Origin of the sequence: Pseudomonas sp. BN417, from assembly GCF_029871205.1 — a bacterium.
Classification (GTDB): Bacteria; Pseudomonadota; Gammaproteobacteria; order Pseudomonadales; family Pseudomonadaceae; genus Metapseudomonas.
This window is the reverse complement of sequence record NZ_SSOJ01000056.1, coordinates 1-26,013: the sequence shown is the minus strand read 5'-3', so window position 1 is coordinate 26,013 and position 26,013 is coordinate 1. Positions and strand designations below refer to the sequence as shown.

The following is a 26,013-nucleotide window of genomic DNA, read 5'->3' as shown; positions in this document are numbered from 1 at the left end:
GGGCCGGATGCAGGGGCAAGTTTTTTGGTTCGTTTTCACGGGGCCGGCCATCCGGCGATTGGAAAAGGGACTCGCCTGGGAAGGCGAAACCGGGACTCGCAGCCCACTCGATAAGCAGCTCGGCTCAAGACTCGTTAGCAACACTTAACGCAGACATAGCCAATTCATTCGCCAAGGGCGGCGCCGCTGCCCCTTGGCAACTCCATGGGCAGGCCTTCGGCCTGCTTGGCGATTGAAATCGCCCCTACAAACACATCTGCCCACCTGCTCGCTCGTCGGGTCCTTAACCGCTAGAGTTCAAACGGCACAGCACGCACAAGGACCCGCAATGCCGCCGCTCAGCCGCGACCAGGCGCAACATCGCGCCGATGATATCCAGGCCTTCTACCGTGAGGTGCAGCGCCTCCAGGAGGAGCGCGCGCTGCTGCTCGCCCCGGAGCAGCACGACCGCCTCGGCGAGCACCATCGCCAGCTGCTGGCCGGATACCACAGCACCTACGACATCGACCCGGATGCCCGCGCCCGCCGCCTGTCCCTCGGCATGCGCATCGCCTCCCTGCTGGGCGCCCTGGCGCTGGCCGCCAGCCTGCTGTTCTTCTTCTACCAGTTCTGGGGCCTGTTCCCCGAAGCCGCCCAGGTGGGCATCCTCGCCGGATTTTCCCTGGGCGGCCTTTTCCTGACCTTGCTGCTGCGCCAGCGCGATCAGTCCGGCTACTTCAGCAAGCTGGCGGCGATACTGGCCTTCGCCTGCTTCGTGCTGAACGTCGTGATGCTCGGGCAGATCTTCAACATCACCCCCAGCGACAACGCGCTGCTGCCTTGGGCCGCCTATGCCCTGCTGCTGGCCTACGCCTGCGAAGTGCGCTTGCTGCTGGGCGCCGGCCTGCTCTGCATCCTGGCCCTGTTCGCGACGCGGCTGGCGAGCTGGACCGGCCTCTACTGGCTGGACTGCGCCGAACGCCCGGAACACCTGCTGCCTGCCGGGCTGCTGATCTTCCTGGTGCCGCAGTTCGTCTCCCAGGCGCGCTACAGCGGCTTCGCCGCCATCTACCGGGTGATGGGCCTGCTCGGCCTCTTCGTGCCCGTCCTGGTGCTGGCAAACTGGAGCGCCGGCAGCTACCTGCCCTGGCCGAGCGACCTGGTGGAAGGCTTCTACCAACTGCTCGGATTCGCCGGCGCGGCCCTGGCCATCTGGCTCGGCAATCGCCGCGACTGGCCGGAGGTAGTGCACACCGGCCTGCTGTTCTTCGTGGTCTTCCTCTACATCAAGCTGTTCGACTGGTGGTGGGAGGTGATGCCCAAGTACCTGTTCTTCCTGGTCCTCGGTCTCACCGCCGTGCTTATCCTGCTGGTGCTCGGCCGCCTGCGGCGGGCCCAGGCACAGAAAGGAGGACAGGCGGCATGAAAACCCGCAAAGCCTTGCTCGCTGGCCTGGCGCTGATCGGGCTGACCAATGCCATCGCCCTGGCCGGCGTCTGGTACAACCGCAGCGGCGAAGCGGACAGCCGCCTGCTGCTGTCGGGGCGCGAACTCCAGCGCAGCTACGACTGGTCGCAGCATGAGAACAGCGGCCTGGCCCTGCGCCTGGACTGGCGCCTGCCGAGCGACGCGGATAGCGACGAGCGCTACCGGTCGCGAATGCTGGATGAAGCCAAGCTGCTCAGCCTGGGCTTCGAGCTGCCCGACACTGAGGGCAAGCACCGCTACCGGGGACACAGCCGCGAAGTGCTGGTGGTGCTGGAACTGGACGGCCCTGCGCGCAAGGCCGAGCAAGTGCGCGAACGCCAGCGCCGGGAAAAGGCCCGTGCCGCCCTCGCCGCCGAACCCGGTGACAAGAAGCTTCAGGATGCCGACCGAGCCGCCCGCGAATACCTGGAACAGGAAGAGCGACACAGGAGCCGTCTGTTCGCCGTGGATGTTGGCCTGGACCGCGAGGCCCTACGCGCCCGCTACCCCGATCGCAGCCGCTATGCCCTGGTGCCCGGCAACCTCCACGCCTGGGTACAGGACAAGCGCCTGACCGGGCAGATCGGCCAACTGCGCATTGCCGAGATCAATGTGCCCCATGCCTGGCGCGAAAACCTGGGCAAAGAGCTGGCGCGTGACTCCCACGGCAAGCGACCGCCCCGCTTTCAAATGGAGGTCAGTTTCGGCCGGCGTCTGGAACCCTGGATCAGCGCAGCGCCGGAGTTTCCGGACCCGGTTGATAAAGTGCGGAACAGCGCCGCCGATAGCCTGGCGTCAAGGACCCGTCCGTGACGCCGGCCAGGCCGCACGCTAGCATTGCGCCACCACCATGAGGTCGCGTTTCCCGATGCCGTTACGAGAACACACCAAGCAAAGCCACCGCCTGTTGGTCCTCACGTTGGTACTGCTGCTTGGCTGCGGCTTCCTGGCCACCTCGCTGGTCAGCTATCAGGCATCGCTCAAGTCCATTCGCGCCAGCATCGTCAACACCGAACTGCCGCTGACCTCGGACAATGTCTACTCCGAGATCCAGAAGGACCTGGTGCGGCCCATCCTGATCTCCTCCATGATGAGCCGCGACACCTTCGTCCGCGACTGGGTGATGAAGGGCGAGAAGGACGTCGAGCAGATGACCCGCTACCTGCGCGAGGTACAGGAGCACTACGGGGCCTTCACCAGCTTCTTCATCTCCGACCGCACCCTCACCTACTACCAGACCAAGGGCGTGCTCAAGCAGATCCGCCGCGACGAGCCGCGGGACATCTGGTACTTCCGCGTGCGCGACCTGAAGGAGCCGTACGAGATCAATGTCGATGTCGACCTGGCCAACCAGGATCGACTGACCATCTTCATCAACTACAAGGTGTTCGACTACGACGGCAAGTTCCTCGGTGCCACCGGCGTCGGCCTGACAGTGGACGCGGTGATCAAGCTGATAGACGAGTACCAGCGCCGCTACGAGCGCAGCGTCTACTTCGTCGACAGGGCCGGCCGCATTGTCCTGACCGGCGCGGACGGCGGGCCCATGGGGGCGCGGGCCGGCCAGTCGCTGGCCGAGGTCAAGGGCCTGGAAGCATTGCAGGCCAAGCTGACCCGCCCGCAGACCGGCAAGTTCGAGTACCAGGAACGCGGCCGCGACCATTTCCTCAACGTGCGCTATATCCCCGAGCTGGACTGGTACCTCTTCGTCGACAAGCACGAAAACGGCTTGCTCTCGGGTATCCGCAACACCCTCTACCTGAACTTGCTGATCTGCCTGCTGGTGACCGCCGTGGTACTGGTCCTGGTGATCCGCCTGATGCGCCGCTACCAGGCGAGCATCGCCGCCCTGGCCACCACTGACAGCCTCACCGGCCTGCCCAACCGCCGCGGCTTCGAGTTGCTCGCCGGGCAGGCGCTGCAGGAGGCACGCCGCGACCGCCGGCCGCTGGCCGCCCTGATGCTGGACCTCGACCACTTCAAGCAGCTCAACGACACCTATGGCCACCAGGCCGGCGACCAGGTGCTGCAAGGCTTCGCCCAGGACCTGCGCGATGGTCTGCGCCAGTCGGACATCATCTGCCGCTGGGGTGGGGAGGAGTTCATCATCCTGCTCAAGGAAACCGGCAACTCCACCGCCCACCAGTTGGCGGAGAAAGTCCGCAATGACGTCGCTGTCCGGCGTTACCCCTACAGGGGCGTGAACCTGCACGTCACCACCAGCATCGGCCTGGCCGAGATGCACCCGGACGACTCCCTGGACAGCCTGATCGGCCGGGCAGACCGCGGCCTCTACCGCGCCAAGCAGTCCGGCCGCGATTGCGTGTGCGTGGAGCCGTCGGGCAATGCCGATGTGCTGTAGTCGCGGATTCATCGACACGCAGGATGCCAGCCGCGACCCCACATCGGTCCACCATCGGTCCCAGACCCTGCTCGATTGGTGGATATGAAAAGCGATATCCATCCTACGAACCGACCCGGCTCAGGCCAGCAAGGCCACCGACTTGATCTGCGCCCAAAGCGACTGGCCGGGATAGAGCCCCAACTGGTCGCGGGAAAACCGCGTGATGCGCGCCAGCATGGCTGTGCCGTCGACATCGAGGCGGACCAGCACGTGGGCTGGATTGGCCGCAGGCATCTCTTCCACCACCCGCGCCGGCAGCAGGTTGAGGATGCTGCTGTCGCGCTGTTTCTCCAGGCTCAGGCTGACGTCCCGCGCCAATACCCGGAAGCGCAGGGTGCGCCCCTCGGCGACCGGCGAATGGGCCACCCGCATGCCGAGGGAGCTCCCCGGCAACGCCAGGGCCAATAGCTGGTAGCGGGCATCGAAGCTCTGCACCCGGCCCTCGATAACCACGCCCGCTTCGTCCTCCTGGGCGGTGGGCAGGTCCAGCCGCGCCAGGGTCTGCTCCAGGGGACCGCTGGCCAGCACCTTGCCGTCGTCCAGCAACACCAGGTGGTCGGCCAGGCGCGCCACCTCGTCCGGCGAATGGCTGACGTAGAGCACCGGGATATCCAGCTCGTCGTGCAGGCGCTCCAGGTAAGGCAGGATCTCGCCCTTGCGCTTGAGGTCCAGGGCCGCCAGGGGTTCGTCCATCAACAACAGGCGCGGGCTGGCCAGCAAGGCGCGGGCGATGCCCACGCGCTGCCGTTCGCCGCCGGACAGTCCGCCCGGCATGCGTTCCAGCAGGTGCCCAATACCGAGCAACTCTATCGCCTGCTCCAACTGCACGCGGCGCTCCCGTGCCGGGATGCGCCGCTGGCCGAACTCGAGATTGCGCCGCACCGAGAGATGTTCGAACAGGCTGGCTTCCTGGAACACATAGCCCAGCGGACGCTTGTGGGTGGGCAGGAAGTGGCCGCGAGTGCTGTCCTGCCAGACCTCGCCATTGATTTCCAGGTAGCCCTCGGCGGCCCGCTCCAGGCCGGCGATGCAGCGCAACAGGCTGGTCTTGCCGGAACCGGAATGGCCGAACAGGGCACTGACGCCGCGTCCGGGCAATTCGAGGTCGGCTTCCAGGGTGAAGCTCGGGTGGCGCAAGCGGAAACGGGCGCGAATCTGTTGCATGGCTCAGGTCCAGCCGGGTTTGAGGCGCCGGCTGGTGTTCAGCGCCAGCAGGATGAGGAAGGAGAACAGCAGCATGCCGCCGGCCAGCCAGTGGGCCTGGGCGTATTCCATGGCTTCGACGTGGTCGAAGATCTGCACCGACACCACGCGGGTCTTCTCCGGGATGTTGCCGCCGATCATCAGCACCACGCCGAACTCGCCCACCGTGTGGGCGAAGCCGAGGATGGAGGCAGTGACGAAGCCCGGCCGCGCCAGCGGCAGCACCACTGAGAAGAAGGTGTCCCAGGGGCCGGCACGCAGGGTGGCGGCCACTTCCAGCGGACGCGCGCCTATGGCGGTGAAGGCGTTCTGCAATGGCTGCACCACGAAGGGCATGGAGTAGATCACCGACCCCACCACCAGGCCGGCAAAGGTGAACGGCAGGGTGCCGAGGCCGAGGCCCTGGGTGAACTGGCCGATGAAACCGTGAGGCCCCATGCTCACCAGCAAGTAGAAGCCGATGACGGTGGGTGGCAGTACCAGCGGCAAGGCGACGACCGCTGCCACCGGGCCCTTGAGTCGCGAGGAGGTGCGCGCCAGCCACCAGGCGATCGGCGTACCTATCACCAGGAGGAGCAAAGTGGTGAGGGTCGCCAGCTCCAGGGTCAGCCAGATGGCGGCCAGGTCGGTACGGTCGAGGGGAAAGGTCATGGCTTGGCCGAATGATCAGGTTTCGCTGTATGGCGAACTATATAGCGAACACCGGGAGCCAGCCAGATTTTCCCAGGCAACCGAGGCAGGCCCCGTGGGTTCGGCCTGCCCCGCCATCCTCAATCGTTGCGGGAGGGGGACAGCAACTCGATCTTGTAGCCGTCAGGGTCTTCGACGAAAGCCAGGATGCTGGTGCCGTGCTTCATCGGGCCCGGCTCGCGGGTGATCCTGCCGCCGCGGGCACGGATGTCCTCGCAAGCCTTGTAGACGTCGTGCACCTCCAGGGCGATGTGGCCGTAGCCGCTGCCCAGCTCGTAGCTGTCCACGCCCCAGTTGTAGGTCAGCTCGATCACACTGTTGTGGGCTTCGTCGCCGTAGCCGACGAAGGCCAGGGTGAACTGGCCGTCCGCGTAATCCTTGCGGCGCAGCAGGGTCATGCCGAGCACTTCGGTATAGAAGGCGATGGATTTGTCCAGGTCGCCGACACGCAGCATGGTATGCAGCAGTCTCATTGTCATTTCCTCATCGTTGCCCGTGGTCCCGGGCTATAAACACGAACCCCGGCTCGTGGCCGGGGTTCGTTGGCTCATGCGGACAAGCTTATCAGAACAGCTTGCGGCCCTTGCCGGCGGCGATGCGCATGCGCAAGGCGTTGAGCTTGATGAAGCCCGCGGCATCGGCCTGGTTGTAGGCGCCGGCATCGTCCTCGAAGGTGGCGATGTTGGCGTCGAACAGGGAGTCGTCGGATTTGCGGCCGACCACGATGACGTTGCCCTTGTACAGCTTCAGGCGCACAACGCCGTTCACGTTGGCCTGGGAGGCGTCGATCATCTGCTGCAGCATCAGACGCTCCGGGCTCCACCAGTAGCCGGTGTAGATCAGGCTGGCGTACTTGGGCATCAGCTCGTCTTTCAGGTGCGCAACTTCGCGGTCCAGGGTGATGGACTCGATGGCGCGGTGGGCCCTGAGCATGATGGTGCCGCCGGGGGTCTCGTAGCAGCCGCGGGACTTCATGCCGACATAGCGGTTCTCGACGATGTCGAGGCGGCCGATGCCGTTGATGCCGCCGACGCGGTTCAGCTCGGTGAGTACCTGGGCCGGAGTCATGTCCTTGCCGTCGATGGCGACGACGTCACCGTTGCGGTAGGTCAGCTCGATGTAGGTCGGGGCATCCGGCGCTTTTTCCGGGGAAGTGGTCCACTTCCACATGTCTTCTTCGTGCTCGGTCCAGGTGTCTTCCAGCACGCCGCCCTCATAGGAGATGTGCAGCAGGTTGGCGTCCATGGAGTACGGGGACTTCTTCTTGCCGTGGCGCTCGATCGGGATGCCGTGCTTCTCGGCATAGTCCATCAGCTTCTCGCGGGACAGCAGGTCCCACTCACGCCAAGGGGCGATGACTTTCACGCCCGGCTTCAGCGCGTAGGCGCCCAGCTCGAAACGCACCTGGTCGTTGCCCTTGCCGGTGGCACCATGGGAGATGGCGTCGGCGCCAGTCTCGTTGGCGATCTCGATCAGGCGCTTGGCGATCAGCGGACGGGCGATGGAGGTGCCCAGCAGGTACTCGCCTTCGTAGATGGTGTTGGCGCGGAACATCGGATAGACGAAGTCGCGGACGAACTCTTCGCGCAGGTCGTCGATGTAGATTTCCTTGACGCCCATGGCCTTGGCCTTGGCGCGGGCCGGCTCGACCTCCTCGCCCTGGCCGAGGTCGGCGGTGAAGGTCACCACTTCGCAGTTATAGGTATCTTGCAGCCACTTGAGGATCACCGAGGTGTCCAGGCCACCGGAATAAGCCAGGACAACCTTCTTCACGTCCGCCATGCCATCAACTCCACGGGGGTTGTACGAAAAACCCGTGATTCTACTGACCCTGGCGGCCGAATTACAGTGGCGCGACAGCTTATGACGACGAGGCGACAGATTCTGTCGACCGCGCGACGAACGGTGGGGGTCAGGAGCCTGGCTCGACCGCTTCGGGCTTGGCGGCTGGCGTGGCCGGCGCTGCAGCGGCGGTCGAGGTCCCCGCCGGCGTCCCGGCCGGCGCGGAAGCGGCCGCCGGCGCCTCAACGGGCAGCTCCACCCGCGACAGCTGTACGGTAGCGCGGCGATTCTTCGCCCGGTTGGCCGGACTGTTGTTCGGCACCAGCGGGTAACGCTCGCCATGGAAGCGCATGACCATCTGCGACTCGGGGAAGCCGCTGGCCTTGAAATATTCGAACACCGCCAGGGCGCGGCGGCGCGACAGGTCGCGGTTGGTCAGGCGGTTGCCGCTGTTGTCGGAATGGCCGTCGATCTCGATGTGGTTCACGCTGGGATCGGCCTTGATGAAGTCGAGGATGATCTCCAGCCTTGCCCGCGCCATCTCGTCCAGCTCGCCGCCGCCCGGGAAGCCAACCTGGGCCCGTTTGACCTGGTCGAAGTTCACCGGCAGCAACTTGGCCGTGCAGGCCAGGTAGTCCTGGTAGGCCTGCCTGAACTTCACCGGCAGCAGGCGCACCTCCAGGGCATCCCCCCCTTGCAGGGTGCGGTGACGCACCACCGGGCTGCGACCCTCCAGAAGGCCGGCGAGCAGGCGCCCGGCCTGCTGTTGGGAACTGTTGAAGGGCACCTCGCCACCCGCGACGCTGACCACCCCCAGATTGATATCGCCGCGCCCCGGCTGCCAGGGCGCGGCCGCCGCCAGCAGGGTCGCGGAGCCGGCCCCCATCCAGCGTTCGCGCGCGCTCAGGCGGAAGATGGCCTGCTCGCCGGCACGGCGCACGAATTCCCCCGAACCGAAATCGGTGATGGGTTGCGACAGGCGGCACTCGAACTTGTCGCCCTCCACCTTCCATTCCACCTTCTCCAGGCGCGTCTGAAAGGTCACGGCCATGGCCGGCAGGCTGGCGAGCAAGCTCAGGAGGATGAGGTAGCGCTGGCGCACGGCGGGCTCCACGGGGTTTTACGGCACTCCTGCTGGGTATCGGTGCCGCACGGAAAAACTTGAGCCTCGATTTGCCCCTAAACCGCGCCTGGCACAAGCCCCGCGTGCCCCTGGAGGGCTTTTCCGGTAGCATGTCCGCCCAGTTCTGCCCGCCTGGAAGCCCCTCATGTCCGACCGTTTGACCCTGCTGCGTCCCGACGACTGGCACATCCACCTGCGCGATGGCGCCGTCCTCGCCCATACCGTTGCCGATGCCGCCCGCACCTTTGGCCGCGCCATCATCATGCCCAACCTGGTGCCCCCGGTGCGCAATGCCGAGGAGGCCGACGCCTACCGCCAGCGCATCCTGGCCGCGCGCCCGGCTGGCAGCCGCTTCGAGCCGCTGATGGTGCTCTACCTCACCGACCGCACCAGCCCCGAGGACATCCGCGCGGCCAAGGCTTCCGGCTTCATCCACGCCGCCAAGCTTTACCCGGCCGGCGCCACCACCAACTCGGATTCCGGCGTCACCAGCATCGACAAGATCTTCCCGGCCCTGGAAGCCATGGCCGAAGTGGGCATGCTGCTGTTGGTCCACGGTGAAGTGACCCGTGGCGAAATCGACGTGTTCGATCGCGAGAAGGTGTTCATCGACGAACACCTGCGCCGTGTGGTGGAGCGCTTCCCCACCCTGAAGGTCGTCTTCGAGCACATCACCACCGGCGACGCCGTGCAGTTCGTGCAGTCGGCCCCGGCCAACGTGGCTGCCACCATCACCGCCCATCACCTGCTGTACAACCGCAACCACATGCTGGTGGGCGGCATCCGCCCGCACTTCTATTGCCTGCCGATCCTCAAGCGCAATACGCACCAGGAAGCCCTGCTGGACGCCGCCACCGGCGGCAGCGCCAAGTTCTTCCTCGGCACCGACTCGGCGCCCCACGCCAAGCACGCCAAGGAAGCCGCCTGCGGTTGCGCCGGCTGCTACACGGCCTTTGCTGCCATCGAGCTCTACGCCGAGGCTTTCGAGCAGCGCAACGCGCTGGACAAACTGGAAGCCTTCGCCAGTTGCAACGGCCCGGACTTCTACGGCCTGCCGCGCAACACCGACCGGATCACCCTGGTGCGCGAGGAATGGACCGCCCCCGCCACCCTGCCGCTGGGCGAGCAGACCGTGGTACCGCTGCGCGCCGGCGAAAAGCTGCGCTGGCGCCTGCTGGAGGAGCAAGCGTGAGCGAAGACTTCTACGACGACGAACTGGAAGGCAGCCTGCCGTCCGGCCCGCGCCACCCGATGGCGGCGCGCTTCCGTGGCTACCTGCCGGTGGTGGTGGACGTGGAGACCGGCGGCTTCAACGCCGCCACCGACGCCCTGCTGGAGATCGCCGCGACCACCATCGCCATGGACGAGCAGGGTTTCCTCTATCCGGACCACACCCACTTCTTCCGGGTCGAGCCGTTCGAAGGCGCCAACATCGAACAGGCCGCGCTGGAGTTCACCGGGATCAAGCTGGACCACCCGCTGCGCATGGCGGTGAGCGAGGAACACGCGCTGACGGAAATCTTCCGCGGCCTGCGCAAGTCGATCAAGGCCAATGGCTGCAAGCGCGCCATCCTGGTCGGCCACAACAGCAGTTTCGACCTCGGCTTCCTGAATGCCGCGGTCAACCGCACCGGCCTCAAGCGCAACCCCTTCCACCCCTTCTCCAGCTTCGATACCGCGACCCTCGCTGGCCTCGCCTACGGCCAGACCGTGCTGGCCAAGGCCTGCCAGGCCGCCGGCATCGAGTTCGACGGCCGCGAGGCGCATTCGGCGCGCTACGACACCGAAAAGACCGCCGAGCTGTTCTGCGGCATCGTCAACCGCTGGAAGGAAATGGGTGGCTGGATCGACGACGAGGATTGACTCGATCGCGTCCTCCTGTAGGAGCCAGCTTGCTGGCGAACTTCGCGAGCAAGCTCGCTCCCACGAAGAGTCCATACATGAAAAAGCCCGGCAGATGCCGGGCTTTTTCTTTAGCGAGCAAGACAGAGTCTTACAGGCTGTTGGCGTTCTCGGCCAGGTACTTGGCAACGCCTTCCGGCGAAGCGGTCATGCCCTTGTCGCCTTTCTTCCAGTTGGCCGGGCAGACTTCACCGTGCTCTTCGGTGAACTGCAGGGCGTCGACCAGACGCAGCAGCTCGTCCATGTTGCGGCCCAGCGGCAGGTCGTTGACGATCTGGGAACGTACGACGCCGTTCTTGTCGATCAGGAAGGCGCCACGGTAGGCCACGCCGTCTTCGGACTCGACGTCGTAGGCCTTGGCGATTTCGTGTTTCATGTCGGCGGCCAGGGTGTACTTGACCGGGCCGATGCCGCCCTTGTCCACCGGGGTGTTACGCCAGGCGTTGTGGGTGAAGTGGGAGTCGATCGACACGCCGATCACTTCCACGCCGCGAGCCTTGAATTCCGGAATGCGGTGGTCCAGGGCGATCAGCTCGGACGGGCACACGAAGGTGAAGTCGAGGGGGTAGAAGAACACCAGGCCGTATTTGCCTTCGATGGCCGAGGACAGGGTGAAGCTGTCAACGATCTCGCCATTGCCCAGAACGGCAGCGACGGTGAAGTCCGGAGCCTGCTTGCCTACGAGTACGCTCATTCCATGTCTCCTGTTGTCATGGGTAAATCAGTTGGAGTCCAGGGTCACAGCATGGCCGGCCATTGTGGCGGCGCCATGACGCCCGCTTCCGCAAGGGCCGACCATCATACACTCGGCCCAACGACTGCGCACTTCGCTTTCGACTCGCAGGTCAGCCTCGGAGAATGGCCATCGGACACCGCGGGAAGGCCTCTAGTCCGGGCGTTTCAACCATACCTTTGACAATCATTCTCATTACTATTAGTATCCCCTCCATCCAATCACTGCCCCGAGCTTTGAGTCGCCATGTACGTCTGTCTCTGTCTAGGTGTCACTGACGGTCAAATTCGCGAAGCCATCTATGAAGGTTGCTGCAGCTATCGCGAAGTACGCAACACCCTCGAAGTGGGTACCCAGTGCGGCAAGTGCGCCTGCCTGGCCAAACAGGTCGTCAAGGAGACCCTGGCCGAGGTACAGAGCAGCCAGGCTGCCCTCGCCTACCCGGCGGCATATGCCGTGGCCTGACCGCCCCGCACGACAAAAAAGAACCGGACCTCAGTGTCCGGTTTTTTTGTGCCTATTTTTCAGATGTTTAGGCTTCAAATGTAGAAGTTAAACATTCTTATTTATATTAAAATTTACTTGCAATTCAATAACTTAGATTTGACACAACAACTTGTGAGGATCAAAATTCGTTAATCATCCACTCTTCACATGGCAGGACTCCATATGAAAGGCGACAAGAAAGTCATTCAGCATCTCAACAAGATCCTCGGCAACGAACTTGTTGCGATCAACCAGTACTTCCTGCACGCCCGCATGTATGAAGACTGGGGCCTGAAGAAGCTGGGCGAGCACGAATACCACGAGTCCATCGATGAGATGAAGCATGCGGACACGCTGATCAAGCGCATCCTCTTCCTCGAAGGCCTCCCCAACCTGCAGGACCTTGGCAAGCTGATGATCGGCGAGAACACCAAGGAAATGCTGGCCAGCGACCTCAAGCTGGAACAGCAGGCCGTACCGGACCTGAAGGCCGCCATCGCCTACTGCGAGAGCGTCGGCGACTACGGCAGCCGGGAACTGCTGGAAGAGATCCTCGAATCCGAGGAAGAGCACATCGACTGGCTGGAAACCCAGCTGGGCCTGATCGACAAAGTCGGCCTGGAAAACTACCTGCAATCGCAGATGGACGAATAAACCGTCTCAAACTAAAAGCCCCGCAAATGCGGGGCTTTTCATTTATGGCTGTAGGAAATTACAACTTGTCAATTAAGACCAGTTCCAATTATCAAATAGCACTACCGATATATATGAAAAACCAGACGCCATAAAAAAGCCCCGCACTTGGCGGGGCTCTTTCATTCAAGGATCGATCAGGCGCTGGCCTTGCTCACGGCATCCTTGACCAGGGTCTGCAGCTCACCCTTTTCGAACATCTCGGTCATGATGTCGCTGCCGCCAACCAGTTCGCCAGCTACCCAGAGCTGCGGGAAGGTCGGCCAGTTGGCGTACTTCGGCAGGTTGGCGCGGATTTCCGGGTTCTGCAGGATGTCGACGTAGGCGAATTTCTCGCCGCAGGCCATCAGCACCTGCGAGGCGCGGGCCGAGAAGCCGCACTGCGGAGCGTTCGGCGAGCCTTTCATGTACAGCAGGACAGTGTTGTTGGCGATCTGCTCTTTGATGGTTTCGATGATATCCATTGCGCACCTCGGCTGAACTTTCCGACTGGCGAGTCGGCGGGATGGCGGCATTGTAGCGGAAAGCCGAGCGATACGCTCGGTCTTCCCTTACCTTCAAGCGGCCACCACTTCCACGGGAACGCCATTGAGCGCAGCGTTGCCGGAAACCGCGTCGAGCTGGCGCTCATCGGTCAGGTCATTGGCGCTGGCACCGGGCTGTTCGCTGGCGATGCCCATGCGCACACCGGGGCGTGCATGACCCCAGCCGTGGGGCAGGCTGACCACGCCCGGCATCATGTCTTCACTGGCGCCGACTTCCACCTCGATCACCCCCACTCGCGAGCGAACCCTCACCCGCTGCCCGTCCACCAGCCCGCGCGTCTCCAGGTCGCTGGGGTGCATCAGCAACTGATGGCGCGGCTTGCCCTTAACCAGCCGATGGTAGTTGTGCATCCAGGAATTGTTGCTGCGCACATGGCGCCGCCCGATCAGCACCAGCTCGCCCTCCTTCGGCACCGCCTGCGCGGCGAAGCGCTCGAGGTCGGCGAGGAGGATGGCCGGCGCGGCCTCCACCCTGCCGCTGGACGTCTTGAGACGGCCGGCCAGGTTGGGCTTGAGCGGCCCGAGGTCAAGGCCATGGGGATGCTCGCGCAGGCGCGCGACCGAGAGCTTGTGCTCCGAGCGGTCGCCATAGGCGCCGGCGCGCAGGCCCAGGTCGATCATCTGTTCCGGGGCCAGGGTGGGTTTCAGTTCGATACCGGTGCGTGCCGCAAAGGCCTTGGCCAGGCCCACGAAGATCTCCCAGTCATGCAGCGCGCCGGCCGGCTTGGCCAGCACCGCCTCGTTGAAGCGGGTGACGTTGCGTACGGCGAAGAGGTTGAAGGTGGTGTCGTAGTGCTCGTGCTCCAGCGGAGCGGTGGGTGGCAGGATCAGGTCGGCGTAGCGGGTCGTCTCGTTGATATAGAGGTCGATGCTGAGCATGAACTCCAGGCCGTCCAGCGCCTGCTCCAACTGACGGCCATTGGGCGTGGACAGAACCGGGTTGCCGGCCACCGTCACCAGCGCCCGCACCTGCCCTTCCCCGGGTGTCAGCATTTCTTCGGCCAGGGCGGCCACCGGCAGTTCGCCGCCATACTCGGGCAGCCTGGATACCCGGCTCTGCCAGCGGTTGAAATGTCCGCCCGACGTGGCAGCCACCAGGTCCACCGCGGGCTCGGTGCAGAGCACGCCACCGACCCGGTCGAGGTTGCCGGTGACCAGGTTGATCAGCTGGATCAGCCATTGGCAGAGGCTGCCGAAAGCCTGGGTGGAAACCCCCATCCGGCCGTAGCAGACCGCGCTCTCGGCTGCGGCGAAGTCCCGCGCCAACTGGCGAATCTGCTCCGCCGGAATGCCGCAACGCGGGCTCATGGCCTCGGCGCTGAAACGGGCGATGGCATCGCGCACCTGCTCCAACCCTTCGACCTGGAGGTGGCTGACACTCCCCAGCCCTTCCTCGAACAGGGTATTGAGCAGGCCGAACAGCAGTGCCGCATCCTGCCCGGGACGCACGAACAGATGCTGGTCGGCCATGGCCGCGGTTTCGCTGCGGCGCGGGTCCACCACCACCAACCTGCCGCCCCGTGCCTGCAGCACCTTCAGGCGTTTTTCCACATCCGGTACCGTCATGATGCTGCCGTTGGAGGCCAGCGGGTTGCCGCCGAGAATCAGCATGAATTGGGTGTGGTCGATGTCGGGAATGGGGATCAGCAGGCCATGGCCGTACATCTGCTGGCTGATCAGGTGATGGGGCAACTGGTCCACCGAGGTGGCGGAGAAGCGGCCGCGGGTCTTGAGCAGGCCGAGGAAGTAGTTGCTGTGGGTCATCAGCCCGTAGTTGTGGACGCTCGGATTGCCCTGGTAAACGGCGACCGCGTTGTTGCCGTGCCGCGCCTGGATCTCGGCCAGGCGCTCGGCGACCAGGGCGAAGGCTTCGTCCCACTCGATGGGCAGCCATTCGCTGCCGGCGCGGCGCATGGGTTGGCGAATCCGGTCGGGGTCGTTCTGGATGTCCTGCAGGGCCACGGCCTTGGGGCAGATGTGGCCGCGACTGAAGCTGTCCTGGGCGTCGCCCTTGATGGAGAGGATGCGGCGGCTGCCGTCTTCCTGGTCTTCGGTCTCGATGGTCAGACCGCAGATGGCCTCGCAGAGATGGCATGCACGGTGATGGACGGACTTGGTCATTGCCTGGCCTCATGTTCTTGTTCGAGACGACCGGTCGGGTCGCGAATACGAGACTATGGAGCCAGATCATCTGCTCGGCCAGCAGGGTCAGCGTCATGAATCGGCAGGCATCAGGCCTGCCGATTCGCCTCAGGCTTTAACGGATGGACTTGATGGTGCCCTTGTTGCCGGTCACCTTGGCGCTGACCTTCTTGAAGACGAAATAATCCTGGACGCTCAACTCATAGCGCGGGGCGACGATCAGGTCGGCACCGGAGGACTTCACGGCCTTGTATGCCGCGGCGGATTTCACGGCGGAGATCGGATCGGGGCCGAAGGGCAGGACGCCGCCGGAATCACCGCCATAGGACACACCATCAGCGAACTGGGAGTCGCCGCCGAATCGCAGGAAGCTGAACAGGATGTTCACTTCGGACTGCCCGCTGATCTGCTCACCCACTGCAATGTCAGCCTTCAGGCCGGTCTTGACGCTCCCATTGAGCGGCGTGGCCGGCTGGCTGACGTTGTAGCTGCTGCAGCCGGAAAGAACGGCGAGGGCTGCAGTCAGGGCGGCCGGGACGAGGAACTTCTTCATCGATTTCTCCATGGAAATGTAGGTCTCTGAACGGCTCCGCAGAATCTCCTGACGCGGATGCCGCCCCCTGAATCGTGGGAGATTCCGGGACGCGCCACCCTAGCAATGGAAATTGCAGCGCATCAGTTCATGAAATCCGAAAAGTCCATGGGAAACTTCCCCAGAAGACCGGAATCCAGCTCCGTAGTCTTCAGTCAGACCTCAAGGGGTTGGCTCGGCCAGGCATACCCGGTTGCGGCCGCCGCTCTTGGCCCGGTAGAGCGCGGCATCGGCCAGCTCCATCAATCGCTCGGGATTATCAGCGCCCTGAGGGATCAGGCTGTGCACCCCGACGCTCACGGTCACTACGCCCACCGGGCTGTCGGCATGAGCGAGGCCTTGTTCGCACAGCGTCTGGCGAATCCGCTCGGCTACCAGCCGCGCGCCGGCCTGATCGGTGTGCGGCAGCAGCACGGCGAACTCCTCGCCGCCGTAGCGCGCCACGGTGTCGCCGGCGCGTACCTTGAAGCGACGCAGCACGTCGCCCACCGCCTTGAGGCAAGCGTCTCCAGCCTGGTGGCCATATCGGTCGTTATAGGACTTGAAGAAGTCGACATCGATCATCACCAGCGCCAGGGGCGTTCCTGCTGAAGCGGCGCGACGGAATTCGAGCTGCAGGGACTGGTCGAACTGCCGCCGGTTGGAAATGCCAGTGAGGCTGTCGCGGTTGGCCAGGCGGGACAGCTCGCGGTTCTCGCGGGCGATGGACTGGGCCACGACCATACGCTGGCGCATCCGCGCTACCAGGCCTCCACCGGCCAGGATCAGCGCCAACACCAGCATGGCCACCAGGCCCCCCACCATCGCCGCCTTGCGCCCCCATTCGGCCAGCACTTCCTGGCGCGACAGGGACACCGCCACCACCAGCGGAAAGTGATCGAGGGCGCGATAGGCATAGACCCGATCCACTTCATCCAGCACCGAAACGCTCGCCCCCAGGCCCACCGGCGAGCGCTTGAGGTCGGATTGGAACAGGTAGCTCCCGGCCATATTGGCGCCCGCCCCGCCCGCCTGGTCCGGACGTCGGTAGATGATGGTTCCATTGTTCATCGCGATCAGGATGGAGCCGTCGCGGCCGATATCGAATTGCTTGTAGAACTGGGTGAAGTGATCGATGCGAATGGTAGCCAGCACCACGCCGGCAAAGCGGCCTTCCCTGTCGTTGAAGCGGCGCGAGACCGGCAGGACCCACTCCCCGGTGGAACGGCTACGGATCGGGTTGCCCACCTCGGTGTCGCGGCTGACCGATTGCCGGTGAAACTGGAAATAGTCGCGATCCGCGTTGTTGGCATCGGGGGTCGGCGGTGGGTTGGTATGGAAACGCCAGCGTCCCGCGGCGTCGTAGACGAACACGCCGGCCAGCTGCGAGGCGCGCTGCTTGTAGGTCTGCAGCAGCTCGTTGATCGCTGCGGGACTGTTTTCTCCCCGCTCCAGCAGGGCCACCAGGCCGCTGAGGACGATATCAGCCTCCTTGAGGGACTCCTGGGCATGCTGGGCAATGGAATAGGCCAGGTTGGCGTTGGCCTTGTCCGCTTCCCGCAGGTAGAGCTCCTTGGAGTCCAGGACCTGAAGCAGGTTGACCAGGATGGCACCGAGCCCAGCCAGCAGGATCAGGGCATACGCAAGCCACAAGGAACGTCGCGCTCCCGGGAATCTCGGAACCCGTTCCGGCCTGGTCCCTCCCATCCTCATGTTCCTCACAGCCCTGCTTCGGCACACCTTAGACAAAGCAATTGGCCGAAACAATCTGGACCTGCGCCCGATTGCCAAGCCATCCAGCGCCGTTGTACAACGTCTGTCCCGTCCGGACAGGCAAACTAGAGCGGCCCGCCGGAAGGTGCCGGGATACCCCGGCCAACGCCGGCCCGTCAGGCGCATAGCCGCGAACGACGCGGCTTCCGGCACATATTGGAAAACCGCGACATTTCCTTATAAGATCGCGCCTTCCCCCTAAATTGTCGCCACGTGCGGCTTCAACCGCCCGTCCCGCCTGCTTTGTTCCCGCAAGACCCGGCCGGACACGCGGCCAGTGGCAAAAGAAGAAAGGTAGTAACCATGAGCGCTAGGCATTTTCTCTCCCTGATGGACTGTACTCCCCAGGAGCTGAACAGCCTGATCCGTCGAGGCACCGAGCTGAAGGATCTGCGCAACCGAGGCGTGGGTTACGAGCCCTTGAAAAGCCGTGTGCTTGGGATGATCTTCGAGAAGGCGTCCACCCGTACCCGCCTTTCCTTCGAGGCCGGCATGATCCAGCTCGGCGGCCAGGCGATCTTCCTGTCGCCGCGCGACACCCAGCTCGGCCGTGGCGAGCCGATCAGCGACTGCGCCATCGTCATGTCACGCATGCTCGATGCGGTGATGATCCGCACTTTCGCCCACAGCAAGCTCACCGAATTCGCCGCCCACTCGCGGGTGCCGGTGATCAACGGCCTGTCCGACGATCTCCACCCCTGCCAGCTGCTGGCCGACATGCAGACCTTCCTCGAGCATCGCGGCAGCATCCAGGGCAAGACCGTGGCCTGGATCGGTGACGGCAACAACATGTGCAACACCTATATAGAAGCGGCCATCCAGTTCGACTTCCAGCTGCGGGTCGCCTGCCCCGCGGGTTACGAGCCCAATGTCGAATTCCTCGCCAAGGCCGGCGATCGCGTCAAGGTGGTGCGCGACCCGCGTGAAGCGGTAGCCGGCGCCCACCTGGTCAGCACCGACGTCTGGACCTCCATGGGCCAGGAAGAGGAAACCGCCAGGCGCCTGGCGCTGTTCGCCCCCTACCAGGTCAACAAGGCGCTCCTCGACCTGGCCGCGGAGGACGTGATCTTCATGCACTGCCTGCCGGCCCACCGTGGGGAAGAGATCAGCGTCGACCTGCTCGACGATCCGCGCTCGGTAGCCTGGGACCAAGCGGAGAACCGCCTCCACGCCCAGAAGGCCCTGCTCGAAATGCTGGTCGAGCACACCCATCACGCATGAATCGCGAACTGATCCTAAGCCTGCGCAACCTTAGCTGCGGTTATCACGAGCAACAGGTTGTGCGGGGCCTGAACCTCCATCTCAATGCCGGAGACATCGGCTGCCTGCTCGGCCCCTCGGGCTGTGGCAAGACCACTACCCTGCGCGCCATCGCCGGCTTCGAACCGGTGCTGGAGGGCGAGATCCAACTGGCCGACGAAGTCATCTCCAGTGCCGGCTATACCCTGGCGCCGGAGAAGCGGCGGATCGGCATGGTGTTCCAGGACTACGCGCTGTTCCCGCACCTGACGGTGGCCGACAATGTCGCCTTCGGTATCCGCAAGGACCCCAACTGCGATCACCAGGTCGGCGAACTGCTCGAACTGGTCAAGCTGGGCCACCTGGCCAAGCGCTATCCCCACGAGCTGTCCGGCGGCCAGCAGCAGCGGGTCTCCCTGGCCCGCGCGCTGGCGCCGGAACCGCGCCTGCTGCTGCTCGACGAACCCTTTTCCAACCTCGACGGCGAACTACGCCGACGCCTGAGCCAGGAAGTCCGCGAAATCCTCAAGGCGCGCGGTACCAGCGCCATTCTGGTCACCCATGACCAGGAAGAAGCCTTCGCCGTCAGTGACCATGTCGGCGTCTTCAGGAATGGCCTGCTGGAGCAGTGGGACACGCCGTACAACCTGTACCACGAGCCCTTGACTCCTTTCGTCGCCAGCTTCGTCGGCCAGGGCTATTTCATTCGTGGCCAACTGACATCCGCCGATTCGGTGAACACCGAACTGGGCACCATCCGCGGCAACCGCGCCTACACCTGGCCCCAGGGTTCGGCGGTGGACGTGCTGCTGCGCCCGGACGACATAGTCCATGCGCCGGAAAGCGAGCTGCGCGCCACGGTCATCGGCAAGACCTTCCTCGGCGCCGCCACCCTCTATCGCCTGCAACTGTCCACAGGCAGCCAGCTGGAATCGATCTTCCCCAGCCACGCCGACCATCAACCCGGGCAGGAAGTCGGTATCCGTGTGGCCGCCGACCACCTGGTGGTATTCCCCGCCCAGGGCAGCGTCGCCGCCCACTTCACCCCGCAGGAATCCGGCGTGCGCCGGATCAGCGGCGCGCTCTGAAACAGAAAAGGGGACGCTATCGCGACCCCTTTTTCGTTAGCCCGTTTCGCGAGTAAACATCCACGTTTGTAGTACCTGGACTTGCTTTTGCCCCCTATAAGGGGCGGGGCCTACCTGCGCATCCGGGGCGCAACTCCTGCACTTGCTCCATCGTAGGGTGCGCCATGCGCACCGGGCGCGGGATCAACCCCTGCGTCTCGCTCAACCATTGGTGCGCACGGCGCACCCTACCTGGTCACTCCGTCGCTCCATCCAGACAACTTGAGTGGTCTCAGGCAGAACCGGTGACTCATGACCACGCCCCGAGGACGTGGATTCCCAATCTCAAATGAATTCGCGCCCACAAGGCCGAGCGGCAGGCTAGACCCAGAACCGTCCGCTCGCCACCAGCACCGAGTGACCGGCGATGCTCACCCGGTCGCCATCCAGGCGGCACCAGAGTTCGCCGCTGCGGGCGGAACACTGCTCGGCGCGCAGCACGCGCTTGCCTAGGCGATTCGCCCAGTAGGGGATCAGCGCGCAATGGGCGGCGCCGGTGACCGGGTCTTCGTCGATGCCGATTACCGGGGCGAAGAAACGCGAGACGAAGTCGAGCTTCATTCCCGGCGCGGTGACTATCACCCCGGACCAGGGCAGCTTGGCCAGCGCCTTGAAGTCCGGTGTGCATTCGCGAACCGCCTGTTCCGACTCCAGCACGACCAGGAGGAAGTTGGCCCCCAGCGCATCTACTGGGGCAACCCCCAGGGCCTGCTCCAGCTCCAGGGTCACCCCTACCTCCTGCGGCACCTGCGCCGGGAAGTCCAGGGCCAGCCGCCCCTCTTCCTCGCGCGTCACCCGCAGCTCGCCAGATTTGCTGATGAACTCCAGGCGGTCGCCCGGTTCCTGGTAGAGCTCGAACAGTACGTGGGCGCTGGCCAGGGTGGCATGGCCGCAGAGGGGCACCTCGGCCTTGGGCGTGAACCAGCGGATATGCCAGGCGCTGCCTTCCCTCACCAGGAAGGCGGTTCCCGAAAGGTTATGCTCGGCGGCAATGCGCTGCATGAGCTGGTCGTCGAGCCAGGCGTCGAGGCGATATACCACCGCAGGGTTACCGCCGAAGGGACGTTGGCTGAAAGCATCGACCTGGTGGAAATCCAGCTGCATCAAAATCTCCTTGAAGGGGTACGGGGCTAACCAAGCATGCCCGCCGCCAGCGCGCCTTGCGCGATACAGCGACCAGCATCTGTCAGTGGCACAGCGTGTCCAGTCTAGTGGAACGATGCCATCGCGCCGCAGCGCAACGGCCAGCAAGGCCGGTACGGCCGGTGGATTTCCGCTGCCGCGGGCAATTGCGCTGCGGCGGCTCTCTCAGCCGCCGCTGCGCACCCGTTGCACGGCATCCAGCCAGCCGTCGTAAAGCTTCTTGCGGTGGGCCTCGGCCATGCGCGGCATAAAGCGCTGCTGACGATGCCAATGGCTGGCCACTTCGTCCAGGTCGCGGTACAGCCCTGCCTGGAGGCCGGCGAGGTAGGCCACACCCAGGGCCGTGGTTTCGGTCACTTCCGGGCGTTCCACCGGCACACCGAGGATATCGGCGAGGAACTGCATCACCCAGTTGTTCTCGACCATGCCGCCGTCCACCCGCAGGGCGCTGGGCGGGGCCGCGCCGTCCTGGCCCATGGCTTCCAGCAGGTCGCGGGTCTGGTAGCAGACCGACTGCAGGCCGGCGGTGACGATTTCCTTGATCCCGGTATCGCGGGTCAGGCCGAAGATGGCGCCGCGCGCCCGCGGGTCCCAGTAGGGCGCGCCGAGGCCGGTGAAGGCCGGCACCAGGTAGACGCCACAGGCGTCGCCGGTCTGCTCGGCCAGCGCCTCGCTGTCGCGGGCATGGCTGATCAGCTTGATGCCGTCGCGCAACCACTGCACTGCGGCGCCGGCGACGAAGATGCTGCCTTCCACCGCGTAGCTCACTTTGCCGTTGAGCCGATAGCCGACGGTGGTCAGCAGGCGGTTGCGCGAGGTCACGGGCCGGTCGCCGGTGTTCTGGATCATGAAGCAGCCGGTGCCATAAGTGCTCTTCACCATGCCCGGCTGGAAGCAGGCCTGGCCGATCAGCGCCGCCTGCTGGTCACCGGCCATGCCGCGCACCGGGATGCTGGCGCCCAGCAACACGGCATCGGTCGTACCGAACTCGGCGGCGCAGTCGAGCACCTCCGGCAGCAGGCTGGCGGGAATCCCGAACAGACGCAGCAGCGTCTCGTCCCACTGCTGGCTATGGATATTGAACAGCAGGGTCCGCGAGGCGTTGGTGGCGTCGGTGCGGTGTACCTTGCCACCGGTCAGGCGCCAGAGCAGGAAAGAGTCCACTGTGCCGAAGCGCAGCTCGCCGCGCTCGGCACGCTCGCGGGCGCCGGGCACGTTTTCCAGAATCCAGCGCAGTTTGGTGGCGGAGAAATAGGGGTCGATCAAGAGGCCGGTGCGATTGGCGACGTCCGCCTCATGGCCGGCCGCCTTCAGCTCGGCACAGTAGTCAGCGGTGCGCCGATCCTGCCAGACGATGGCCGGGTGGATGGGCGTGCCGGTGACGGCATCCCAGACCAGGGTCGTCTCGCGCTGGTTGGTGATGCCGATGGCGGCGATCTCGGCCGGGTTCAGGCCGCTCTGCTCGATGGCCTCGCGGCAGACCTTGAGGGTGGTCAGCCAGATTTCCTCGCCGTCATGCTCCACCCAGCCGTCCTTCGGAAAGTACTGCTTGAACTCCTGTTGGGCACGAGCCACCGGTAGGCCCTGGGCGCTGAAGACGATGGCGCGGCTGCTGGTGGTGCCCTGGTCGATGGCGAGCAGGTAGTGGGCCATGGCGATGCTTCCTTGTTCTTGTCGGGTGGGTCAGGGACGACCGATGTCGGCGAACTGGCCCTGGGTATGGGTGGCCAGGGTGTCCGCGCTCAATTCCACTTCCAGGCCGCGCCGGCCGGCACTGACGTGAATGCTGGGGAACGCCCTGGCGGAGCTGTCGATGAAAGTGCGCAGGCGCTTCTTCTGCCCCAGCGGGCTGATGCCGCCCACCAGGTAACCGGTTGCGCGCTGGGCCTGGTTGGGGTCTGCCATTTCGGCCTTCTTCGCGCCGGCGGCATGGGCCAGGGACTTGAGGTCCAGGCTGCCCGCCACCGGCACCACGGCCACCAGCAGCTCGCCCTTCTCGGTCGCCGCGAGCAGGGTCTTGAACACCCGCGCCGGGTCCAGGTTGAGCTTTTCCGCTGCTTCCAGTCCGTAGGAAGGCGCCTTGGGATCATGGGTGTAGGCGTGCACCTTGTGCTCGGCCTTGGCTTTCTTCAGCAGATCGATGGCGGGGGTCATGTTCGATTGTGAAAATCCTGCGACAGATTCGGCGTACTTTAGTGGAAAAGCCGCCGTTCGGCAGCTCATCGCTATAATGCCGCGCAAAACAAGGAGCCAGCATGAACCTGGGCCCACGGCAGCAAGACATCCTCGACCTCACCCGCGAGCGTGGTTACGTCAGTATCGACGAACTGGCCCAGGCCTTCGCCGTGACACCGCAGACCATCCGCCGCGACATCAACCAACTGGCCGAACACGGCCTGCTGAGGCGCACCCATGGCGGCGCCGCCAGTGAAGCCTCGAGCATCCAGAACACGGCCTACGCCATGCGCGCCGGGCAGAACCGTGACGAAAAGCAGCGCATCGCCGAGGCCGTGGCCGAGCACATTCCTGACCACGCATCGCTGTTCATCAACATCGGCACCACCACCGAAGCCATAGCCCGCGCGCTGATGGGCCACAAGGGCCTGAAGGTGATCACCAACAACCTGCACGTGGCCGCCCAGTTGGCCGACAAGCCGGACTTCGAAGTCCTGGTGGCCGGCGGCACGGTCCGCAGCGACGGCGGCATAGTCGGCCAGGCGGCGGTGGATTTCATCCAGCAGTTCAAGGTGGACTATGCCCTGGTGGGCATCAGCGGCATCGACGAAGACGGCAGTCTGCTGGACTTCGACTACCAGGAAGTGCGCGTCTCCCAGGCCATCATCGACAACGCCCGCCAAGTGTTCCTCGCTGCCGACTCCAGCAAGTTTGGTCGCAATGCCGTGGTGCGCCTGGGCTCCATCACCCTGGTCAACCGGCTGTTCACCGACCACCAGCCCTCCCCTGCCCTGGCGCGCCTGCTGGCCGAGCACAAGGTCCACCTGGACAAGGTCTGAACCGATGAATGCCCCCTGACCACCCGGCGCGAAATCGCGCCATGGGCTGGTCATTTCGCACGCACTCGACTAGCCTATTTTCGAAAATGAACATTGAAAGTTCGATTTCGACTTTGGTGCCTGCCCATGAATCACCACCACTCCCCCATCGCGGAAGTCTATGACCTCGCAGTCGTCGGCGGCGGAATCAACGGTGTCGGCATTGCCGCCGATGCGGCTGGACGGGGCCTGTCAGTATTTCTCTGCGAGAAGGACGACCTCGCCCAACACACCTCATCGGCCAGCAGCAAACTGATCCATGGCGGCCTGCGCTACCTGGAGCACCACGAATTCCGCCTGGTGCGCGAAGCCCTGGCCGAGCGCGAGGTACTGCTCGCCAAGGCGCCGCATATTGTCAAGCCGCTGCGCTTCATCCTCCCGCACCGGCCACACCTGCGCCCGGCCTGGATGATCCGCGCCGGCCTGTTCCTCTACGACCACCTCGGCAAACGCAAGCGCCTGCCCGGCTCCCGCAGCCTGCGCTTTGGCGCCGGCAGCCCGCTGCAGGCCCAGATCACCCGCGGCTTCGAATACTCCGACTGCTGGGTGGACGACGCCCGCCTGGTGGTGCTCAACGCCATGGCCGCACGGGAGCGCGGCGCCCATGTGCATACCCGCACCCGTTGCGTCAGCGCCCGGCGCAGCAAGGGGCTCTGGCACATTCACCTGGAGCGCGCTGACGGCAGCCTGCTGTCCATCCGCGCCCGTGCCCTGGTCAATGCCGCAGGTCCCTGGGTGGCCCGCTTCATCGAGCATGACCTCAAGCAACAGGCGCCCTATGGCATTCGCCTGATCCAGGGCAGCCACATCATCGTGCCGCGGCTGCATGACGGCGAGCAGGCCTACATCCTGCAGAACGAGGACCGCCGTATCGTCTTCGCCATTCCCTATCTGGAACGTTTCACCCTGATCGGCACCACCGACCGCGAGTATCACGGCGACCCAGCCGAGGTGGCGATCACACCCGAGGAAATCCGCTATCTGCTGGATGTGGTCAATCGCCACTTCAAGCGCCAGCTGGGCGAGCAGGACATCCTCCACAGCTTCGCCGGCGTGCGCCCGCTCTGCGACGACGAGTCCGCCGACCCGTCAGCGGTGACCCGCGACTACACCCTGGCCCTAGCCGCCCACCCCGGGGATGCACCGCTGCTCTCGGTGTTCGGCGGCAAGCTGACCACCTACCGCAAACTGGCCGAAACCGCCCTGCAGCAGCTGGCTCCCTACTTCCCCTTCGCCAAGGGTCCCTGGACCGCCACCTCGCCCCTGCCCGGCGGCGAGCAGATGGAAAGCCGCAGCGCCCTGGTGGAAGCCCTCTGCTCCAGCTTCGGCTGGCTGCCCACCAGCATCGCCCGGCGCTGGGCCAACCTCTACGGCAGCCGCAGCTGGAAACTGCTGCGCGGCGTGCGCGAGCTGGACGACCTCGGCGAGCACCTGGGCGCCGGCCTCTATGCCAGGGAAGTGGATTACCTCTGCCAGGAAGAATGGGCGGTCAGCGCCGAAGACATCCTCTGGCGCCGCACCAAGCTCGGGCTGTTCATGAGCGCCAGCCAGCAGGCCCGGCTGGCGCATTACCTGAAGCACGAGCATCCGCGCCGGCCTCGGGCGGATGCGGCGTAACCATTCACGCTCAACCCTGTAGGGGCGAATTCAACGGCTATGTCTGCGTTAGCTGTTGCAGAACCGAATAGAAGCGTCTAGCACAGACCTTTCAGACCTCCGCTCTTGCCTGATGCAACCCTCTCCCCCGGCCCCCGCCCTGCGCCCCAGCCTGATCGCTGCGCGCTCAGTCGCTCATCGGCACCGGAAGCGGTGCTTCCGACAGCGNGCCTCTTCGCCCCGGAGGGCGAGGGGTGACTCGCGCCTGACAGGACGCGGTAATCCTGACGCCTGCTCAGTGCCTGAACCTGTGCAGCAGAGGTGGGGCAGCGACTCTGCCCCGTCAGCAGGCCGAGCGGAAG

24 protein-coding genes are annotated in these 26,013 nt (G+C 64.8%); 11 read left to right on the top strand and 13 right to left on the bottom strand.

What is annotated here, in order from left to right; all coding sequences use genetic code 11:
- Positions 1-328 precede the first annotated feature (328 nt).
- From E8F11_RS05425 to E8F11_RS05415, 3 genes are read left to right on the top strand one after another with little or no spacing between them, the layout of a single operon-like run.
- A complete protein-coding gene (locus tag E8F11_RS05425) occupies positions 329-1,405 on the top strand; it encodes a DUF2157 domain-containing protein (protein ID WP_280287773.1) in 1,077 nt (358 codons plus the stop codon).
- Positions 1,402-2,259 (top strand): DUF4824 family protein, encoded by an 858-nt coding sequence (locus E8F11_RS05420; RefSeq protein ID WP_280287772.1) that lies wholly within the window; start codon positions 1,402-1,404, stop codon positions 2,257-2,259. The genes E8F11_RS05425 and E8F11_RS05420 overlap by 4 nt, the downstream gene beginning before the upstream one ends.
- A gap of 55 nt (positions 2,260-2,314) precedes the next feature.
- Positions 2,315-3,808, top strand: a complete 1,494-nt coding sequence (locus E8F11_RS05415) for a sensor domain-containing diguanylate cyclase (RefSeq protein ID WP_280287771.1) — start codon at positions 2,315-2,317, stop codon at positions 3,806-3,808.
- 120 nt (positions 3,809-3,928) lie between these two features.
- Here the strand turns inward: E8F11_RS05415 and modC are convergent, their stop codons facing one another.
- The 5 genes from modC to E8F11_RS05390 form a co-directional block, all read right to left on the bottom strand.
- A complete protein-coding gene (modC, locus tag E8F11_RS05410; RefSeq protein ID WP_280287770.1) occupies positions 3,929-5,014 on the bottom strand; it encodes a molybdenum ABC transporter ATP-binding protein in 1,086 nt (361 codons plus the stop codon).
- A 3-nt stretch (positions 5,015-5,017) separates the two neighbouring features.
- On the bottom strand, positions 5,018-5,704 hold the full coding sequence (gene modB / locus E8F11_RS05405; protein ID WP_280287769.1) for a molybdate ABC transporter permease subunit: 687 nt from the start codon (positions 5,702-5,704) through the stop codon (positions 5,018-5,020).
- Between the two features lie 119 nt (positions 5,705-5,823).
- Positions 5,824-6,216, bottom strand: a complete 393-nt coding sequence (gloA, locus tag E8F11_RS05400; RefSeq protein WP_280287768.1) for a lactoylglutathione lyase — start codon at positions 6,214-6,216, stop codon at positions 5,824-5,826.
- 91 nt (positions 6,217-6,307) lie between these two features.
- Positions 6,308-7,525, bottom strand: coding sequence for an argininosuccinate synthase (locus tag E8F11_RS05395; protein ID WP_280287767.1), 1,218 nt, complete (start codon positions 7,523-7,525; stop codon positions 6,308-6,310).
- Positions 7,526-7,655: 130 nt separating this feature from the next.
- Positions 7,656-8,627 carry an OmpA family protein gene (locus tag E8F11_RS05390; protein WP_280287766.1) on the bottom strand — a complete coding sequence of 324 codons (972 nt, stop codon included), beginning with the start codon at positions 8,625-8,627 and terminating at the stop codon, positions 7,656-7,658.
- Between the two features lie 166 nt (positions 8,628-8,793).
- On the opposite strand from E8F11_RS05390, the gene pyrC reads away from it, so the two are divergent.
- Positions 8,794-9,840 carry a dihydroorotase gene (gene pyrC / locus E8F11_RS05385; protein WP_280287765.1) on the top strand — a complete coding sequence of 349 codons (1,047 nt, stop codon included), beginning with the start codon at positions 8,794-8,796 and terminating at the stop codon, positions 9,838-9,840.
- Positions 9,837-10,511 carry a ribonuclease T gene (rnt, locus tag E8F11_RS05380; RefSeq protein WP_280287764.1) on the top strand — a complete coding sequence of 225 codons (675 nt, stop codon included), beginning with the start codon at positions 9,837-9,839 and terminating at the stop codon, positions 10,509-10,511. The genes pyrC and rnt overlap by 4 nt, the downstream gene beginning before the upstream one ends.
- Before the next feature lie 130 nt (positions 10,512-10,641).
- Here the strand turns inward: rnt and E8F11_RS05375 are convergent, their stop codons facing one another.
- Complete coding sequence (locus E8F11_RS05375) at positions 10,642-11,244, bottom strand: peroxiredoxin C (RefSeq protein WP_280287763.1); 603 nt, start codon at positions 11,242-11,244, stop codon at positions 10,642-10,644.
- 285 nt (positions 11,245-11,529) lie between these two features.
- On the opposite strand from E8F11_RS05375, the gene E8F11_RS05370 reads away from it, so the two are divergent.
- A complete protein-coding gene (locus E8F11_RS05370) occupies positions 11,530-11,748 on the top strand; it encodes a bacterioferritin-associated ferredoxin (RefSeq protein WP_280287762.1) in 219 nt (72 codons plus the stop codon).
- A 204-nt stretch (positions 11,749-11,952) separates the two neighbouring features.
- Entirely contained in the window at positions 11,953-12,423 is a 471-nt protein-coding gene (gene bfr / locus E8F11_RS05365) for a bacterioferritin (protein WP_280287761.1), read from the top strand.
- Positions 12,424-12,599: 176 nt separating this feature from the next.
- Here bfr and grxD read toward each other — a convergent pair whose 3' ends face one another.
- The 4 genes from grxD to E8F11_RS05345 all read right to left on the bottom strand — a co-directional run bounded on the left by grxD (position 12,600) and on the right by E8F11_RS05345 (position 17,373).
- Entirely contained in the window at positions 12,600-12,926 is a 327-nt protein-coding gene (grxD, locus tag E8F11_RS05360; RefSeq protein WP_280287760.1) for a Grx4 family monothiol glutaredoxin, read from the bottom strand.
- Positions 12,927-13,019: 93 nt separating this feature from the next.
- Positions 13,020-15,128: a molybdopterin-dependent oxidoreductase gene (locus tag E8F11_RS05355; protein WP_280287759.1), complete on the bottom strand. Its 2,109-nt coding sequence runs from the start codon at positions 15,126-15,128 to the stop codon at positions 13,020-13,022.
- A 136-nt stretch (positions 15,129-15,264) separates the two neighbouring features.
- Positions 15,265-15,702, bottom strand: coding sequence for a hypothetical protein (locus E8F11_RS05350; RefSeq protein WP_280287758.1), 438 nt, complete (start codon positions 15,700-15,702; stop codon positions 15,265-15,267).
- 201 nt (positions 15,703-15,903) lie between these two features.
- On the bottom strand, positions 15,904-17,373 hold the full coding sequence (locus E8F11_RS05345) for a sensor domain-containing diguanylate cyclase (RefSeq protein WP_280287757.1): 1,470 nt from the start codon (positions 17,371-17,373) through the stop codon (positions 15,904-15,906).
- 423 nt (positions 17,374-17,796) lie between these two features.
- Between E8F11_RS05345 and argF the strand changes: the two genes are divergently transcribed.
- A complete protein-coding gene (gene argF, locus E8F11_RS05340; RefSeq protein ID WP_280287755.1) occupies positions 17,797-18,714 on the top strand; it encodes an ornithine carbamoyltransferase in 918 nt (305 codons plus the stop codon).
- Positions 18,711-19,820 carry an ABC transporter ATP-binding protein gene (locus tag E8F11_RS05335; protein ID WP_280287754.1) on the top strand — a complete coding sequence of 370 codons (1,110 nt, stop codon included), beginning with the start codon at positions 18,711-18,713 and terminating at the stop codon, positions 19,818-19,820. Before argF ends, E8F11_RS05335 begins: the two co-directional genes overlap by 4 nt.
- Positions 19,821-20,180: 360 nt before the next feature.
- Here E8F11_RS05335 and E8F11_RS05330 read toward each other — a convergent pair whose 3' ends face one another.
- The 3 genes from E8F11_RS05330 to ybaK form a co-directional block, all read right to left on the bottom strand.
- A complete protein-coding gene (locus tag E8F11_RS05330) occupies positions 20,181-20,963 on the bottom strand; it encodes a PhzF family phenazine biosynthesis protein (RefSeq protein ID WP_280287753.1) in 783 nt (260 codons plus the stop codon).
- A 204-nt stretch (positions 20,964-21,167) separates the two neighbouring features.
- Positions 21,168-22,655 carry a glycerol kinase GlpK gene (gene glpK, locus E8F11_RS05325; protein ID WP_280287752.1) on the bottom strand — a complete coding sequence of 496 codons (1,488 nt, stop codon included), beginning with the start codon at positions 22,653-22,655 and terminating at the stop codon, positions 21,168-21,170.
- 30 nt (positions 22,656-22,685) lie between these two features.
- Complete coding sequence (ybaK, locus tag E8F11_RS05320) at positions 22,686-23,156, bottom strand: Cys-tRNA(Pro) deacylase (protein WP_280287751.1); 471 nt, start codon at positions 23,154-23,156, stop codon at positions 22,686-22,688.
- Positions 23,157-23,257: 101 nt separating this feature from the next.
- Between ybaK and E8F11_RS05315 the strand changes: the two genes are divergently transcribed.
- Together E8F11_RS05315 and glpD are read left to right on the top strand one after the other, a co-directional pair.
- Entirely contained in the window at positions 23,258-24,016 is a 759-nt protein-coding gene (locus E8F11_RS05315) for a DeoR family transcriptional regulator (RefSeq protein ID WP_280287750.1), read from the top strand.
- Positions 24,017-24,142: 126 nt separating this feature from the next.
- Positions 24,143-25,672, top strand: coding sequence for a glycerol-3-phosphate dehydrogenase (glpD, locus tag E8F11_RS05310; RefSeq protein ID WP_280287749.1), 1,530 nt, complete (start codon positions 24,143-24,145; stop codon positions 25,670-25,672).
- The last annotated feature ends 341 nt before the right edge of the window (positions 25,673-26,013 follow it).